The following is a 16,309-nucleotide window of genomic DNA, read 5'->3' as shown; positions in this document are numbered from 1 at the left end:
TGGGGACAGGTAGGAATGCTGCGAATTCACTTCGAGCCGGATGATCTGGCGCGCGTCCGGGTGCTCGACGCACCCGATCCCTTATGGGAGACGTTGCTCAGCGTGCACATGCTGCAGAAGAGCGACGCGGAGATCCCGTTCGGGCAGTGGCGGTCCAGGGTGCGTGGGCTGGCCACTCCGTCCGTGCGGCTGCTGACCACGCTGGCGCCAGCTCGCGGCTACTCGGCGGACTTCCTCACGCCGGCCGTCGGCTCGAAGGACCTCGACCTCGCACTCGACCGGCTGCTCAGCACCTCGGGGAAGCTCCTTCGGACCGACGTGGCCGAGCTGGCCGAGGAGCAGCCGCTGCCCGCGCCGGTCACGCGGCTGGCCACTGGCGACTCCGAAGTGCTGCACCTGCTGGACCGGACGGTTCGGCATTACTTCTCTTATGCGCTCCAGCCGTACTGGAACACGATGACCGCACAGGTCAGCGCCGACCGGCAGAACCGGTTCCAGTCGATGCTGAGCTCCGGGGTGGAGGGCATGCTCAACGGGCTGCACCCCGGAGTGCGGTGGCGCTCGCCGACCCTGGAGGTGGACTACCCCGTCGACCAGCACCTCCACCTAGGTGGGCGGGGCCTGACGCTGGTGCCGTCGTTCTTCTGCTGGAAGCACCCGGTGACGCTGAAGGACGCCCACCGCGATCCCGTGCTCGTCTACCCCGTCGAGCGCAGCCCCGGCTGGTCGGACCCGGCGACCCGGCGGCTGCCGGGGACCCGGTCGCTGGTCGCGCTGCTGGGCAAGACGCGGGCGGCGGTGCTGGAGGCCATCGCCGCCAGGGCCGGGGTGAGCACCTCCGAGCTGGCCCTGCGGCTGGGGATCTCGCCAGCAGGGGCCAGTCAGCACGCCACCGTGCTGCGCGACGCCGGGCTCATCGTCACCCAGCGGCGCGGCGGCTCGGCCATGCACAGCGTCACCGGCTGCGGCCTGTCGTTGCTGGAGGCGGCCTCCCGATAAGCTCGAAGATCACCGAGCGGGAGGAAGCCAGTGATGCCGACAACACGCAACGAACTCGTGCGCTCGCACGACGGGGACACCTTCGACGCGTTCTGCGCGGTGCCCGAAGCGCCGCCGGCGCCGGGAATCCTGTTGTTCCAAGAGGTTTTCGGCATCAACGACAACATGAGGGGACTCGCGCTGCGGCTGGCCGAGCAGGGGTACGTGGTGCTCGCGCCGGACGTGTTCTGGCGCGAGCAGCGCCGCTTCGAGCGCAAGGACGAGTCCGGGCTCGCCGAAGGCGCGGCGCTCGCGCGGCGGCTGGACTTCGAGCTGGTGGCGAAGGACATCACCTCGACCTTCGCCCACCTGCTCGCGATGCCGGAGTGCGACGGCGCCGTCGGCGGGGTCGGGTTCTGCCTCGGCGGGACGCTGGCCTACCTCTTCGCCACCGAGTCCCGCGTGGATGGTCGCGGCCCGAACGCTGTCGTGTCCTACTACGGCTCGGCCATCAAGGACGTCCAAGCGGGCAGCCGCAAGGTCGACTGCCCGATGCTGTTCCACTACGGCTCCGACGACCCGTACATCCCGCAGGAGCGCGTCGACGAGGTCGAGGCGGCCTTCGCCGACCACTCCGACGTCACGGTCCTGCGCTACGACGCCGGACACGCCTTCTCCAACTGGGACGCGCCCTCGTTCTACGACAAGGCCGCCGCCGACCTCGCCTGGAGCCGCACCCTGGAGTTCTTCGCGAAGCACCTCACCACGCCATAAGCCCCTGACCGCCTCCGCCCGCACCCCCCGCTCCGCCCCACCCCCCGCTCCGCCCGCACCCCCCACTCCGCCCGCGACCCCACATCCACCCCGCCGCGCCCCCTCCTCCTTTTCGCGTTTTGTAGGCATAACGCGAAATGGGAGCGCTCTTTTGCGCATCAAGGTGACAAAACGCGAAAACCTCGACCGGGCCAGCCAATGAGGGCGCAGCGTGGCGCGAGGGCGTTGAGGCGGATGTGGTTACGTGGGAGTGGTGTCGACCAGGGCCTGGAGGCCGGGTGCGTAGAGGTCGGCGATCCGCTCCGGCGTGGCGCTCGCCGTCGGTCCTTCGCGGTCGATCGCGAGCACCGCGCCGAGTCCGATGAGCTGCGCCACGAACAGCTCCGCCCGCAGGGCGGTGTCCTCGCCGGTGAGCCGGGCGGCGACCTGGCGCAGGACCTGCTCGCGGAAGCGCTCGCGCAGCAGGGCTCGCTCGTCGCCGCTGCCCACCGCGAACACCACGCGCAGCAACAGGTCCGCGTTGGTCTCGCGGCGGAACCGGACGAGCGCGAGCACCGCGCACCGGCCCAGCTCCGCGTTCGGCGCGTCCAGCAACGCGGTCGCCGCCCCGGTGAAATCCGCGACCTCGTCGAAGAGGGACTCCTTGCCGCCGAAGTGCTTCACGATGAGCGAGGCGCTCACCCCGGCGTCGGCGGCGATGCCCCGCAGCGTCACCGCCGCGTAGGGGTGGCGGGCGAAGGCACGGCGCGCGGCGAGCAGGATCGCCTGCCGCCCGGTGTCGGTCATGCCGCGCTGCCCGCGAGCACCCGGGACCCCGCCTGCCGCTTGACCGGGATCAGCAGTGTGAGCGCGAGCGCCGCCAGTGCGCAGACCCCGGCGATCACGAAGACCACCAGGTAGGCGTCGAGCGTCGGAGCGGTGTGCCCTTGGTGCGTCGCGACGACGGTGGCGAGCACCGTGGCCACGACCGCGCTGCACACGGCCTGGCCGATCGAGCGCATCAGCGTGTTCAGCCCGTTGGCGGCGGCGGTTTCCGTCACCGGCACAGCATGCATGATCAGCGCGGGCAGGGCCGAGTACGCCACGGCGGTTCCGGCTGCGACAACGGTCGCGCCCACGACGATCGCGATGAGGTTCTCGCTGGTGAACAACCGGACCGCGTAGCCGAGCGCCATGATCGCGGTGGCCAGCGCGAGGGTGAACCTGGGGCCACGCGCCGCGGACAGCCGCGCCGACACCGGTGACAGCAGCACCATCGCGACGCCGCCCGGCAGCAGGCACAGCCCGCTGACCACGATCGACGCGCCCAGTCCGTAGCCGGTGGAGACGGGCTCCTGCACGAGCTGCGCGGTGGCCAATGAGTTGGCGTAGAAAGAGAAACCGACCAGCACCGCGGCGAGGTTGGTGAACAGCACCGCCGGCCGCGACGAGACCCGGAGGTCGACAAGGGGAGTGTCGGCGCGCAGCTGGTGGATCGCCCACAGCGGCGCGATCACCACTGCGGCGGCGAAGAAGCCGAGTGTCGCGGGTGAGCCCCAGCCCCACGCGCTGCCCTTCGACACCGCTACCAGCAGGCACACCAGGAACGCGCTCAGCCCCACCGCGCCCACCACGTCGAAGCGCCCGCTCGTGCGCAGCGGGGACTCCGGGACGATCATCAGGACGGCGATGACGTCGATGACGCCGAGCGCCGCGCAGAGCCAGAACATGGTGTGCCAGTCGGCGTGCTGCACCACGAGCGTGGCCAGCGGGATGCCCAGCGCCGCACCGACCCCGAGCGTGGCGCTCATCATCGCGATGGCCGGGATCACCCGCTCCTTCGGCAGCTCGTCGCGCAGGATGCTGATGCCCAGCGGCACGACGGCGAGCGCGGCGCCCTGCAACGCGCGGCCGACCACGAGCACGGCCAGGGTCGAGCTGACCGCGCACAGCAGTGAGCCGGCGACCATGAACCCCAGCGCCAGCAACAGGACCCGCCGCTTGCCGTACATGTCCCCGGCGCGGCCCAGCAGCGGCGTGAAGACCGCGCCGGTCAGCAGCGTCACCGTCAGCAGCCAGCTCACGTCGGTCGGCGCGCTGCCGGTGAGCGCGGGCAGCTGGGGCAGCAGCGGGACGACGATCGTCTGCATCACCGCCATCAGCACGCCGCACGAGGCGAGTGTGCCGAGGACCAGGCGCGGATGGCTGGCGGGCCGGGCGAGCATCGGTGCGGGACCTCCTGGGCGCGCGGGGTGAACACCTGTTCACCCGATCGGGTCGAGTAAACACGTGTTCACCCCGTGCGCTCAAGGCCCTGTGATCGACCAGACTCGCCGGTCAGCGGCCGCGTGGGTCAGGGGGCGATGCGGGCCAGGTCGACGCGGGACTGGATGGTGAGCTTGCGGTAGATCTGCCGCAGGTGGAAGCCCACCGTGTGCGGCGAGACGAACAGCTCGCTCGCGACCTGGCGGTTGGTCAGGCCCCGCGCCACGAGGCGGGCGACCTTCTCCTCGGTCCCGGTGAGGCTGCCCCAGCCGGTCTCCGGGCGGGTCTCGTGGTTCCAGTGCCGCCGCCGCACACCCAGGCGCCGCAGCCGCCTGCGCACGCGCGCCGAGTCCCATTCCGCGCCGAGCTCGTCGTAGGCGGCCATCGCGGTGTTCAGCTCGGCGATCGCCTGGTCGCGGTCGGTCTCGCACTGCAACGCGCCGATGTCCTCCGAGACCGACGCCGCCGCCCACGGGTCGCCGTAGAGCTCGGCGAGGCCTGCCAGTGCCTTGACGTCGCCGTCCAGCAGCGCCCTGCCGTGCCGCGCCGCCGCGACCACCGTCGGGTGCGCGCCGTTGTCCGCCGCGATCTCCTCGGCCGTTGTCACGATCAGCTCGGCGATCTCGCGCTCGTCGGCCGCGAGGGCCGTGCGCACCGACCACGCCGTCGACGACGGGTCCTCCAGGAGCAGCTGTCTGCGCTTGGCCGGATCCCGTTGCACCTCACGGATCTCGTCCATCGCCGCGTGCGCGCCGCGGCGTGCGGAGGTCACCAGCGCGGTGAGCAGGCGGTGCATCGCCCACCACGGGTGCGCGCGGTCGCCGGGGGCGGAGTCCTCCAGCTGCTTCAGCCGCTCCGAGGCCGACGCCAGGTCGCCCCGCCGCAGCGCGGCGACCACCAGGACCGCCCGCAGCTGCGGCTCGTAGAGCGGCATCTCCGCCTTGGCCGAGGCGGCGAGGCCCGCCGTGGCGTCCTCCTCCGCCGCGGCGAGATCACCCTTGGCCAGCAGGATCGTCGCGCGCAGCGCCAGCGGGACCGAGGCGAGCACACCGGTGCGCTCGGAGTCGATCGTCCGGCGCACGGTGTCCACAACGGACAGTGCGTCGTCGAGCCTGCGGACCCTGGTCAGCATCCACGCTTTCGTCCACAGTGGATCGCGCTGCCAGATGCTGGTGAGCGGGCCGCGCAGCTGAGCGGCCTCCTCGATGGCGGAGAACGCCGAGTCCAGCACGCCGTTGCGCCAGAACGCCATCGCGCGCACGTTGAGCGCGGCCGCGCGCACGTCGTCGCTGTGCGGGGCGTTCAGGGCCAGCACCCGCTCGGCGGCGCCGACCGCGGTGGTCTGGTCGTTGTGCGACAGCGTGTTCAGCAGCAGCAGCTCCGGGCACGGGTCGGAGCACGAGGTGGTGGCGCCGTTGTCGGCGAGGGTCTCCTGCGAGACCTTGAGCGCGGCCGTGGTGTCACCCCGCAGCATCAGCGCGGTCGCCAGCCACGTGCGCAGCGGCCGCATCGTGGACCGGCAAGCGTTTTCACCGTGTCCCCCCAGGAGGGACTGGGCGAGCTCGATCGCCTGGCTCAGGTTGCCCGCGCGGACCAGCGCCGCGGTCGCGGTGGTGCCGAGTGCGAGGTGGTCGTCCCCGCCCCGCTCGGTGATCTCCAGGCCGCGCGTCGCCAGCGCGGCCGCTGCCTGCGGCGAGGTCGGCAGCAGGCGTTGCGCTGCCTCGCGGATGGTGGCGATGGCCTGGGCGTCGTCGGCGTGGGTGCAGTGCACCAGGTGCACCGCGGCCGCCTCGGTGCCGCCGTGCGCGCGGGCCAGCAGCATGGTCGCGGCCTGCTGGTGCAGCAGCGAACGCATCAGCTGGGGCACGGTGTCCAGCACCGCGCCCCACACGGGCTCGCGGTGGAAGGCGAACTCGTCGGGGTGGCTACTGACCAGGCCCGCGCTCAGCGCCTCCTGGAGCGGGCCGAGCAGCTGGGCGGGGCGCTCCCCGCGCATCTCCGCCAGGTCGTGCGGGGTGAAGCTGCGGCCGAGGACCGCGGCGACCTGCAGCACCTCCTGGGTCTGCCTGCTCAGCCCGCGCAGCCGCTCGTGCACCAGCCGGAGGAAGGGCCGGGGCAGGTGCGCGCTCGGGTCGGCCGCAACCGCCGAGGTGATCCCCCTGGCCAGCGGTCCGGTCGTCAGCCGCGCCGTGCCGTCGGCGACCTGGACGCAGCCCTCCTCCTCAAGGCCCTGCACCAGGTCGACGACGGCCTGCGGGGTGCCGCCGATGCTCTCGCCGAGCGCCAGCACGTCCTCGTCCGGGACCGCGTCGAGCAGGTCGCCGATCAGGTCCGCGACGGCGTCGTCGGTCAGCGGCTCCAGCGGTCCCACCCACTCGGCGCGGTGGCCGCGCGCCAGGCTGCGCAGCAGCAGGCCGTTGGCCGACTCGCCGTCCTCGCTGCGCAGCGCGAACAGCCACAGCACCGGCGCACTGTCCAGTTTGGACATCAGGGCGCCGAGCGCGCGCAGCGCCAACGGGTCCGTCCACTGCGTGTCGTCCAGTGCCACCAGCACCGGCCCGCGCCGCAGGTGCCCGTCCAGCTGGGCCTCGAACTGCCCGGTGATCCAGCTGGTCCGGTCGGTCTCCTGCCCGCCGTGCCTGCCCTGGCGGGCGCTCACCAGGCTCAGCGAGGTCGGCAGGCTCACCTGGCGCGGCTTGTCCACCACGCTGTCGAGCACCGCGAAGCCGCGCCGCCCGGCCAGCGACACCGCCTCCAGCAGCAGCCTGGTCTTGCCGGTCCCGGCGGGGGAGTCCAGCACGAGCACACCACTGCGGTGGGTCTCCGCCGTCGTGCGCAGCATGTGCTCGACGCGGCCCACCTGACTCTCGCGGCCGTGCAACGACCGGGTAGCGGGAGCCGCTGGCGGATGCGCGGACTCCGTGAGCTTTTCGAGAATCCGACGGTTCATTGTCTCTCCCGACTGCGCGGCCCGAGGCCGTGAGAATCATGTGAGCCGGGAATCGGTCGTCCCTATACCGTTCCCCGTCCCACCGAATGCCCGATATCGAAGATTCAAATGTCAGGCAACCCGTGGCGCCCGCCCGAGGCATTTGCAGTTACCTGATCTCGCTTCCAGTCAAGCAATAGTTCGTAACAACTGTCAACGTTGTAGTCCGTACGAGCGTAAGTCCTCACCCCGTTGCGTCCGCGATGCCTAGTCATTTGCCTGTTAGTTGTGTGTCACATGGGTTTGTCCCAGGGCGACGTGAAACAGGCGTAAAGGTCGAGCAAAGACGCCCGTACCCCTGTTCTCTGGAGTGCATCCGGTCCGCGATCAATGTTTGACGCGCGGTAATAGCCGCTGGTGAGAGCGCTATCATAGAAAATGGCATCGCTGTTTACTTGTATGGTGAAGCGTGTTGTCGAGCGGGGGCTGAATCGGTTCAAGGTGAACATTTTTCCTGGTCAACGGCATGTTCGGGCAGAAATGGGGTGTGCGTCAGGGCAAACTGGTCGTTTTCGGAGGCGGCGGCGGCGCATCCAGCCGGAAGATGTAGTCCGGGCCGCCTCAATGCGAAAAAACCGGTGTGCACGGGGTGATGTCAGTCGCACCCAGCGTGCACACCGGTCGGTAGGAACCGGGATCCGTGGCGGATCGGTTACATGGCCACGGCCTCGATGAGGCTTTGTGGGGAACGGGTCGGTGTCACCTTCGTCCGGTGGAGTCCGGCCGCCGCGAACAGCGCGTCATAGTGCGCCAAGTCCCGTTCCCGGCCCGGAACCACGGCCAGCATGTTCAGATCCAGTAGCGGAGCGAAACCCGGTTCGCCGATAGGACCGAGCGGCATCTCCACCACGACGACCCGCCCGCCGGGATTGAGCGCCTCGCGGCAGTTGGCCAGGATCCGCACGCAGGACTCGTCGTCCCAGTTGTGCATGACGGCCTTGAGCAGGAACAGATCGCCGTTCGGGATCGGGTCGAAGAACGAGCCGCCGATCACGGTGACCCGGTCGCGCATTCCGGCCTTCTCCGCCTCGGCGATCGCGGTCTCCTCCACGCTGGGCAGGTCGACGACGACCCCCCGCATCGCGTCGTCGGAGCGCATCAGCGCGTGCAGCAGCGCGCCGTTGGCCCCGCCGACGTCCACGGCCACGCCGACGCCGGTGGTGTCGAGCAGCTGGGCGATCTCCTCGGACAGCCCCGCGGTCAGCTCCGTCATGGAGTTGGAGAACCGCTCGCCCTCGGCGGCGTTGGCGACGAAGTGCTCCCAGATGTCCATGCCCAGCGCGGCCCTGGTCTGCGGAGCGCCCGCGCGCACGGCGTCGGGGAACTTGCCCCAGGACAGCCAGTGCCCCGGCGAGCCGTGCACGATCGCGATGTCACGCAACGAGTGCGGCGCGCCCTCCAGCAGCGTGGCCAGCAGCGGGGTGGTCCCGAAGCGGCCCTCCTCGTCGCCGGAGGCCAGCTCCAGCGAGGCGCAGGCCCGCAGCAGCCGGAACATCGCGTCCGGGTCGCTGCCGGTCAGCTCGGCCAGCTCCGCGGCCGTGCGCGGCCCGTCGGCGAGGTGGTCGGCGATCCTGAGCTCGGCGACGGCGTGCACGATCTGGGTCACCCAGTACCCCGTGATCATCGACATCATCCGCGCCTGCGGCGGAGGCCCTGCTGGCGGTGTCATGACTGGACCCCTTCACGTTGTCTGATCTCGGGAGTGCGCACGTGCTCCGGCCGGAAGCCGAGTCCGATGACGCGGCTCATCAGCCGCTGCGCCGGAGCGAACTTCTCGAACAGCTTCGGCGCGGGCGGCTGGCCGGAGCCGTTGAGCGCGTCGTCGATGCCGAAGCGCTGGGTGGCCCGCTGGAGCCCTTGGGACAGCGCCGTGGTGAGCCGCCTGCGCTTGCGGACAGCGGCCAGCCGCGAGTCGTCGAAGGGCTCGCCGGTCCGCTGAGCGCGCAGCAGCGCGGCCGTGAGCGCGTTGGCGGTGGCCACCGCGTCCTGCACCGCGAGGTTCACGCCGAACCCGGCGACCGGCGACATCGCGTGCGCGGCGTCACCGATGAACAGCAGGCCGGGCTGGTGCCACTTTTCCAGCCGGTCGATCCGCGCCTCCAACAGGCTCAGGTCGTCCATTGAGGACACTTCGTGCACGCGGTCGGCGAGGAACGGCACCAGCGCGGCGAGGTCGGCGCGGAACGCGTCGAGCCCCTTGCGTCGCACGTCCTCGAAGCCGCCCTTGGTGGTCTCGTAGGACATCTGCCAGTAGGTCCTGCGGTCGGTGGCCCCGAAGACCTTGCCGTTGCCGATCCGCACGCAGATGCCCTCGTCCGGGTCGGTGTCCCTGCGCGAGATCTTGAAGAAGATCACGTCGAGCGACCGCCCGATCAGCCTCGGCGTGACTCCGACGTCCTCGCGGATCGCGGAGTGCCTGCCGTCGGCGGCGACCACGAGCGTGGAGCGCACGGTGAGCTCCCCGTCCGGCCCGCTCACCCGGACCCCGGCGACCCGTCCGTTCTCCCGCACCACACCGAGGGCCTGGGAGCGCATCAGCAACCGGAACCCCGGGTGGCGCGCGGCCTCGGCGGTGATCAGGTCCAGGAAGTCCCACTGCGGCACGAAAGCCATGTACGGGTAGCGCACCCGCAGCTTGCTGAAGTCGGCGATGTTGATGCGCTTGCCGTCCTGCACCACGCCGATCGTGGAGACCTTCTGGTGCGGCAGCTCGTGGAACCGCCGCACCAGGCCCAGCTCGTCGAGGATCTGCAAGGTCGCCGGGTGCACCGTGTCGCCGCGGAAGTCGCGGTGGAAGTCGGCGTGCTTCTCCAGCACGACCACGTCCACCCCGGAGCGCGCGAGCAGCAGCCCGAGCATCGCCCCGGCCGGGCCACCGCCCACGACGCACACGGTGGTGGTGAGGGTCTCCATCACAGGTCCTTCAGGTCCATCGTGCGCAGCTGCTCGCCGATGAACGCGAGCAGGTCCGCGACGGTCGGGGTCAGGCCGGAGCACTTGCGGGCCAGCTGCGCGATCTCGTCGAACTCGCGCGCCATCCACTCCACGGCGATGTCCGGCCGGGAGATGTAGGCGGGCTCGCTGTCCAGCTCGAAGGACGGCCCAGCGGTGCGCCCCGGCCTGCCGGACGGCAGCGTGACGATCAGCTCGCCGAGCGGTCGTAGCACGCCGGTCATGATGTCCAGCGCCCAGTTCATCAGCCGCGAGCGGCGCAGGCTCTTGTCCGGGCTGTAGCCGAAGTGCTGCACCATCAGCTGCATCGCCATGAAGTACGAGCGGTTGAACACCGTCATCGCGATCCGCGCCGGCTCGTGCGTGACGTGGTCCATCGCCGGGTTCCCCGGGCGCAGCGTGGGGTTGCGCATCACCGGGTACGCCGGGTTCCACGGGATCTTGCGGCCGTTGGGGCCGTTGGCCCGCTCGTGGATCAGCAGCTCGGAGATCCGCAGGAAGGTGTCGAAGTGCGACTCCTCCTCCGGCAGGGTCGAGGGGATCTGCCCGCCCTCACCGTGCTCGGTGACGAAGTCGATGGCGAACACCGCGCTGGCGACGTCGTCGACCTCCAGCTGGTAGTCCGGGTGGACGGCGTTGACCGACTCGCGCATGAACAGGTGGTGCGCGCCGCCGCCCCGGCCCTTCTTGACCAGGAACGCGCCCGGCACCGCCTGGATGCCCTCGCGGATCGCGGCGTACAGCTCGCTCAGCGACCCGTACTGGTAGGGCTCGCCGTCGGGGCGGACCGTGGAGTCGTTGCCCTCCACCTCCTGGATGAGGTCGTGCGGCTGCTCCAGCGCGACGAAGCGCTGCACGCTGGCCAGGTTGAAGGCTTCGAGGGAGAACTCCAGCGGCACGCAGATCTTGCTGTTGAAGTCGCTGAAGTCCAGTCGCGGCAGGTGGAACGGCCGTCCCATCGCCATCAGGATGTTGTTGATCGCGAGGAAGTGCATCATCTCCTCGCGGGCCACGTTCATCAGGCTGCCGCGCATGCCGTTGTTCAGCGTCTGCGTGCCCTCGCCGCACGCGATCAGCAGCTGCTCCTCGGTCCACTCACCCCGCTCGACGTAGTGCTTGGCCGCACCGTGGATGGGGATCGAGTACGCCGCGTAGAGGTACTGGACCATCGTGGCGAGCTCGATGGCCGCCGCCTGGTAGAGCGCGTGCAGCAGCTCGTCCTTGGTGGTGATCACGCCGAGCTTGCGGTGCTGCGGAACCAGGGTCGGCGGCGTCTGCCGCTTCGCGTCGTCGGCGAGCAGGTAGCGCAGCATCATGCGGACCTGCGGCGCGCTCATGTCGCGGGTCGGCGGCATGTAGAAGGTCTTCGGCTTGTGCTTGGCGTCGGAGACGTGCCAGATCAATCGCGCGTACGGCTCGACCTTGAACTCGTCGGCCAGGCTCAGCACCTCCGACCGCATGAACGAGTACTGGAGCTCGTAGTAGGCGAACGCCTCGCGGTAGAGGGTCTCGAAGGTGATCTCGCTGTCAGGCAGCTCGTCCAGGTGCCAGTGGTTCGGTAGCACCCGCAGCGCGATGCTGCCGACGCCCGACCAGTAGCCCTGCTCGTCGTCGTTGTCGTAGCGCTGCGCGGCCGTCTCGCCCGCGGGCAGGTCGTCGCCGTCGGGCAGCAGCAGGATCTTGGCCGCACCACCGCGGACGCCCTTGATGGTGATGGTCCCTCGGCCGTGCTCGTCGGTGGAGGCGACGCACTCGGGGGAGTAGTCGGCCTGGCCCGTCAACAGGAACGCGGCGATCCGGACGTCCTCGTGGGTCTCGGCCAGGGGCATTCCGCGCGGGTTGACGTACTGCTTGACGTGGATCCAGTCCACGCGCGCGGGTTCACCGCGCACGTAGGACCGGATCGGGATCTCGACCGCGTGGTCCTCGCCGGTCTTGGTGTTCTCGTGCTCGACGAACAGGCTGGCCTCGTCCGACTGGACGACCGTCTCCTCTTCGCGCAGCAGGACCGTGCCGTCGGTGGCGGTGACGACCAGCCCCTCGCCTGGGTTGCCGCGCCCACCGTCCACACGGGACACAGCGAGCACGCCGGAGGACAGCCGGTAGTCCTCGCCGAGGTAGGACTCGCGCGGGATCGTCGCCAGCAGCGTGCCGGACGCGGTGCGCACTTCGAGGTCACCGAGATCGACGAACGGCCCGACGCGGTGCGTGGGACCCGGACCACGGGTCTCCGCGCGGCTGAGCACCGGGACCGCGGTGATCAGGTTCGCGGTGACGTGCTTGTCGTCGACGCGCACGGAGAGGTTGTGCAGCGCGGAGCCGTCCACCTTGCGCGCGGTGAGCAGCCGTCCGGCGGGGTAGGTGCGCAGCTCCGGTGCGTGCCACGCGGCGATCGTGCCGCGCAGGTCCCAGAAGTCCGGCTCGCCGTGCGCGGTCGGCGTCGCCATGTTGGTGAGCGCGAACTGCACCACGAGGCCGTCGGCCGCGCCGGAGTCGATCAGCTCGCGCAGCCGGGCCAGCGCGGGGGAGCTCTCCGCGTCGTTGAGCCAGTTCAGGCCCTCGTGCTTGTCCACGACGAACTGGTGCACCACGGAACGGCGGAACCGCGGGTCGGTGTCCTCGTCGCGGACGTGGGCGGTGTTCTGCCAGCGCGGCGGGCACATCCCGGACACGTCACCGGTGACCAGGTAGCCGACCTCGTGCGAGCGGCCGAGCCTGCCCAGCGCGAGCTGCCCGACCATGACCGTGGTCGTCCAGTTCGACGCCGGGTCCACGTCGAAGACCCGCGAGCGGTTGGCGGTGCCCGAGGTGTACTCGCAGAAGTGCCCCCACAGGTCCAGCTGCCGCCCGACGAGCAGGTCCTCGGTGTCGACCTCGCCGGGAGCGCGCTCGCAGCCGACGACCTTCGCGTCGATCCAGAAGTGCCCGTTGCCCTCGAAGTTGGTTCCCTTGGCGCCCTTGGACTCCAGGAAGTCGTAGTACTCCTGGACGGGGCGGTCGGTGTCGAACACCCCGTCATCGGTCACCGCCCGGTTGGTCTCCAGGTCGAGCAACCCGGCGCGCGGGCCCGTCGGCAACCGGGTGACGGCGACCCCGGCGAAGTGCAGTCTCGGCAGGTCGAAGACGCTCACGAGACCACCTCGCAAGCTCGGTGGTTCGTGACCGCGCGCACTGTGTTGGTTGATTCGCCCGCAAGCTCGCTCATGCCGCGTCCCAGACGGCCGCGCTCATGGTGGGGATGATGTCCTTGGTGATCCGCACGCCCGGCATCGCCTTCTCGTACTGGAGGGCGAACTCGCTGTCGGTGAGCGGCATCGCCTCCGCGCTCATCTCCAGCCAGCGGGGGTGCAGCATCATCCGCATCGAGTCCGCGGCCGCCTCCACGTCCCCCGACACGTCGTAGATGATCTTCGCGGTCTCGAAGGCGTAGGCGCTCTGCTCGGTGGGCAGGGCGGCGCCGTCCGGCTGCGTCACGTCGATGACCACCAGCCGCCCGCCGGGCGCGACCAGGTCCCGCAGCTTCGGCAGCACCACGTCCGCAGGCCCCATGTGGAACACCGCGTTGACCGACATGACCAGGTCGAACCGGCCGTCCACCTCGGGGGAGAGGTCGGTGGCGCTGCGGCACTCGTACCGCACGGGCACCCGCGACGGCTTGGTCGCGGCGATGTCCAGCATCTTCTGCGAGATGTCCACCCCGACGACCTCGGTGTAGTGGTCGGCGAGCAGCCCGCAGTTGTTCCCGCCACCGCAGCCGACGTCGATGGCCCGCGTGCCCTTGGACAGCTGCGAGGTCAGCCAGGACCGCACCGGGCTGGCCGCGGCGTCCCTGATCTGCGTGAACCGCTCGTAGAGCTCGGCGAGGTCGTCGAAATAGGCTTCCGGTTTGGTCATGACGCGTCCCCGGCTTCTCGCGGTCTGGGCTGGATGAGGCGAACCTATAGATGGCGCATCCTCGCGGTAAGCGCTGAACCGGGCGGGCGCGAAGAACCTGCGCACTCGCGTAGGGTGCGCCGCGCGTGATCACCCAGCGCTGGGAGATGTGCCGGGGCCGTGGGGCTGGCGATACTCGGGACAGACTCGCCGAACCGAATGAGGAACCCCATGCGCGACGAACATGACTGCGACGTCCTCGTCGTAGGAGCGGGCCCGACCGGCCTGTGCACGGCGCTGATGCTGGTGCAGAACGGCGTGCGGGTCCGGATCGTGGACCGCAAGCCCGGCCCGGTGGAACAGGCGCGGGCCGCCATCGTGCACGCGCGGACGCTGGAGTTCCTCGACCGGCTCGGCGTCGGCGAGGCGGCGGTCGCCCGCGGCCTGCCCATCACCGACGTGGCGATCCACGAGAGCGGCCGCCACGCCGGCACCATGCCGCTGGCCGGGGAGGGCACCGGCGACCAGACCCGCTTCCCCTACGCGCTGGCCCTTGAGCAGTTCGAGACCGAGCGCGTCCTGGTCGAGGCGCTCGCCGAGCACGACGTCGCGGTGGAGTGGGACTCCACAGTGGACGATCTGGTGGACACCGGCGACGGGGTCCGCGCGCGGGTCAGTACCGAGGACGCCACGGCGACGGTGACCGCGAGGTGGCTGGTGGGCGCGGACGGCGCGAGCAGCACCATCCGCAAGTTCCTCGGCCAGGAGTTCGACGGCGAGACCTACACCCAGAGCGGCATGCTCGCCGACGTCACCCTGGACGTGGACCTCGGCGTGAAGGGCATGCGACTGAACCTCACCCGGGGTGGCTTCGTCGGCATCCTGCCGCTGGCCAGTGGCCGCTACCGCCTCTTCGGCGTGGTGCCGCCCGACATCCACCAGGCCCCCGAGCAGACCGGCGGCCCGTCGCACGAGTCCTACGCGGCACTGGACCACGCCGACCTCCAGCGGTGGTTCGACAACTACTTCCGCGTCGACGCCAGGCTGGACGAGGTCATCTGGGCCTCGATGTTCCGCTTCCACAGCCGCCTCGCCTCGCGCTTCCGCGTGGGCAACGCGTTCCTGGTCGGCGACGCCGCGCACATCCACAACCCGGCGGGCGGCCAGGGCCTCAACCTCGGCGTCGGCGACGCGGTCAACCTCGCATGGAAGTTGGCCCAGGTGGTCAACGGCGAAGCGCCGCCGTGGCTGCTGGACACCTACGAGGCGGAGCGCCGCCCGATCGCGCAGACGGTGCTCAAGCGGACCGACCTCGGCTTCAAGCTGGAGACGGGCAACAACGCGGTGGCGGTGTGGATGCGGACCCACGTGGCGACCCGCGTCGTCGGCGTGGTGAGCCGCCTCGCGCCGGTGCGGCGGATGTTCTTCCACATGTTCTCGCAGCTCTGGATCAACTACCGCGGCAGCCGCGCGGTCGGGCCGGGCGGCGGAGCGCTGAAACCGGGCGACCGCGCCCCCTACGCCCCGATCAAGCAGACCCGCGACGGAGCGCGGAGCGTGCTCGACCTGACCCACGGCGGCGGCTACCACGTCCTGCTGTTCTCCTGCGACGACGTGGACGCGGAGGCGTTGGCGCAGCGGCTGGCCGACCGCTACGTGGCCGCGGTGACCACGCACGTGATCCCGTCGAGCGAGCACGCCGCCTACCGTTCGTACCATGTGGACGGTGCGCTGATGGTGGTCGTGCGGCCGGACGGGCACATCGCCGCGGTCGCCGACCCGGCCCAGCCCGAGAGCGTCGTGGCGTTCCTGGACGGCGTGCTGGTCCGGACTCCCGCCCTCCAGCGCTAGGAGCGTGCTGTTCGAGGTCCACGGCCCGCGTCCAACGGGATGCGGGCCGCGCCCGTCCTCCACCCGACTGGCCCGCACCTGCTACCACGACGACACCACCACCGCGCCGCGGCACGCCACCACCACCCCCTGCGACACGTGCTCCGTCGTGTCCTGCACGTGGTAACACCACCTCGCCACCCCTGGCGCCTTCATCCCCTCCCCACCCCTGGCGCCTTCATCCCCTCCCCCGACGCCCTACCACCACCCACGTGCCCCCGTTTCGCGTTTTGTAGGCTTAATGCGAAATGGGAGCGCTCTTTTGCGTATCAAGGTGACAAAACGCGAAAATCCCGACCACGTCAGCCAGTTCACGCGTCCACGCGTCCACGGGGGTATGGGGGCGCCTCGGGGGATCGGGACGGCTTGCAGGGCAGGGCCTAGGGGGAGCGCGCCGGCTGCTCGCCGTTCGGCTGCGCGGAACCGTTCCGGGATGTTCTCACCGCCACGGCAACCGAGCATCCAGGAAGGTCGAGGTTCCGCTCAAGTGCTGTCCTGCATTCGCCAAAACCGTTGGGGTGTAGGCAAATGACTGGCACTGCTGGGCTGACCGAGTGTCCCGGCCGGAAACCCACCCGGCCGGGCATTCCCGCTCCGAACCGGGACTAT

At 70.4% G+C, this 16,309-nt stretch carries 10 protein-coding genes; 3 read left to right on the top strand and 7 right to left on the bottom strand.

Features of this window, described 5'->3' with window-relative positions:
• The first annotated feature begins 15 nt into the window (after positions 1–15).
• The gene (locus ACFFQA_RS00130; protein WP_377849418.1) at positions 16–999 is read left to right on the top strand and encodes an ArsR/SmtB family transcription factor; all 984 of its coding nucleotides are present in this window, start codon (positions 16–18) and stop codon (positions 997–999) included.
• A gap of 33 nt (positions 1,000–1,032) precedes the next feature.
• Positions 1,033–1,752, top strand: a complete 720-nt coding sequence (locus ACFFQA_RS00125) for a dienelactone hydrolase family protein (protein ID WP_377849417.1) — start codon at positions 1,033–1,035, stop codon at positions 1,750–1,752.
• Positions 1,753–1,992: 240 nt separating this feature from the next.
• Here the strand turns inward: ACFFQA_RS00125 and ACFFQA_RS00120 are convergent, their stop codons facing one another.
• From ACFFQA_RS00120 to ACFFQA_RS00090, 7 genes are all read right to left on the bottom strand, one after another.
• A complete protein-coding gene (locus ACFFQA_RS00120) occupies positions 1,993–2,538 on the bottom strand; it encodes a TetR/AcrR family transcriptional regulator (protein ID WP_377849416.1) in 546 nt (181 codons plus the stop codon).
• Positions 2,535–3,956 carry an MFS transporter gene (locus tag ACFFQA_RS00115; RefSeq protein WP_377849415.1) on the bottom strand — a complete coding sequence of 474 codons (1,422 nt, stop codon included), beginning with the start codon at positions 3,954–3,956 and terminating at the stop codon, positions 2,535–2,537. The genes ACFFQA_RS00120 and ACFFQA_RS00115 overlap by 4 nt, the downstream gene beginning before the upstream one ends.
• Positions 3,957–4,084: 128 nt before the next feature.
• On the bottom strand, positions 4,085–6,946 hold the full coding sequence (locus tag ACFFQA_RS00110; protein ID WP_377849414.1) for a helix-turn-helix transcriptional regulator: 2,862 nt from the start codon (positions 6,944–6,946) through the stop codon (positions 4,085–4,087).
• 691 nt (positions 6,947–7,637) lie between these two features.
• Positions 7,638–8,654, bottom strand: coding sequence for a methyltransferase (locus ACFFQA_RS00105; RefSeq protein ID WP_377849413.1), 1,017 nt, complete (start codon positions 8,652–8,654; stop codon positions 7,638–7,640).
• On the bottom strand, positions 8,651–9,898 hold the full coding sequence (locus tag ACFFQA_RS00100; protein WP_377849412.1) for an FAD-dependent oxidoreductase: 1,248 nt from the start codon (positions 9,896–9,898) through the stop codon (positions 8,651–8,653). Before ACFFQA_RS00100 ends, ACFFQA_RS00105 begins: the two co-directional genes overlap by 4 nt.
• Positions 9,898–13,068 carry a ferritin-like domain-containing protein gene (locus tag ACFFQA_RS00095; RefSeq protein ID WP_377849411.1) on the bottom strand — a complete coding sequence of 1,057 codons (3,171 nt, stop codon included), beginning with the start codon at positions 13,066–13,068 and terminating at the stop codon, positions 9,898–9,900. Before ACFFQA_RS00095 ends, ACFFQA_RS00100 begins: the two co-directional genes overlap by 1 nt.
• Positions 13,069–13,138: 70 nt before the next feature.
• On the bottom strand, positions 13,139–13,831 hold the full coding sequence (locus ACFFQA_RS00090; RefSeq protein WP_377849410.1) for a class I SAM-dependent methyltransferase: 693 nt from the start codon (positions 13,829–13,831) through the stop codon (positions 13,139–13,141).
• A gap of 210 nt (positions 13,832–14,041) precedes the next feature.
• Here ACFFQA_RS00090 and ACFFQA_RS00085 point away from each other — a divergent pair, with 210 nt between their 5' ends.
• The gene (locus tag ACFFQA_RS00085; protein ID WP_377849409.1) at positions 14,042–15,661 is read left to right on the top strand and encodes an FAD-dependent monooxygenase; all 1,620 of its coding nucleotides are present in this window, start codon (positions 14,042–14,044) and stop codon (positions 15,659–15,661) included.
• The last annotated feature ends 648 nt before the right edge of the window (positions 15,662–16,309 follow it).

The organism is Allokutzneria oryzae, from assembly GCF_042429765.1.
GTDB lineage: Bacteria > Actinomycetota > Actinomycetes > Mycobacteriales > Pseudonocardiaceae > Allokutzneria > Allokutzneria oryzae.
The sequence above is the reverse complement of the archived record's forward strand: the minus strand, read 5'-3'. Positions and strand labels throughout refer to the sequence as shown.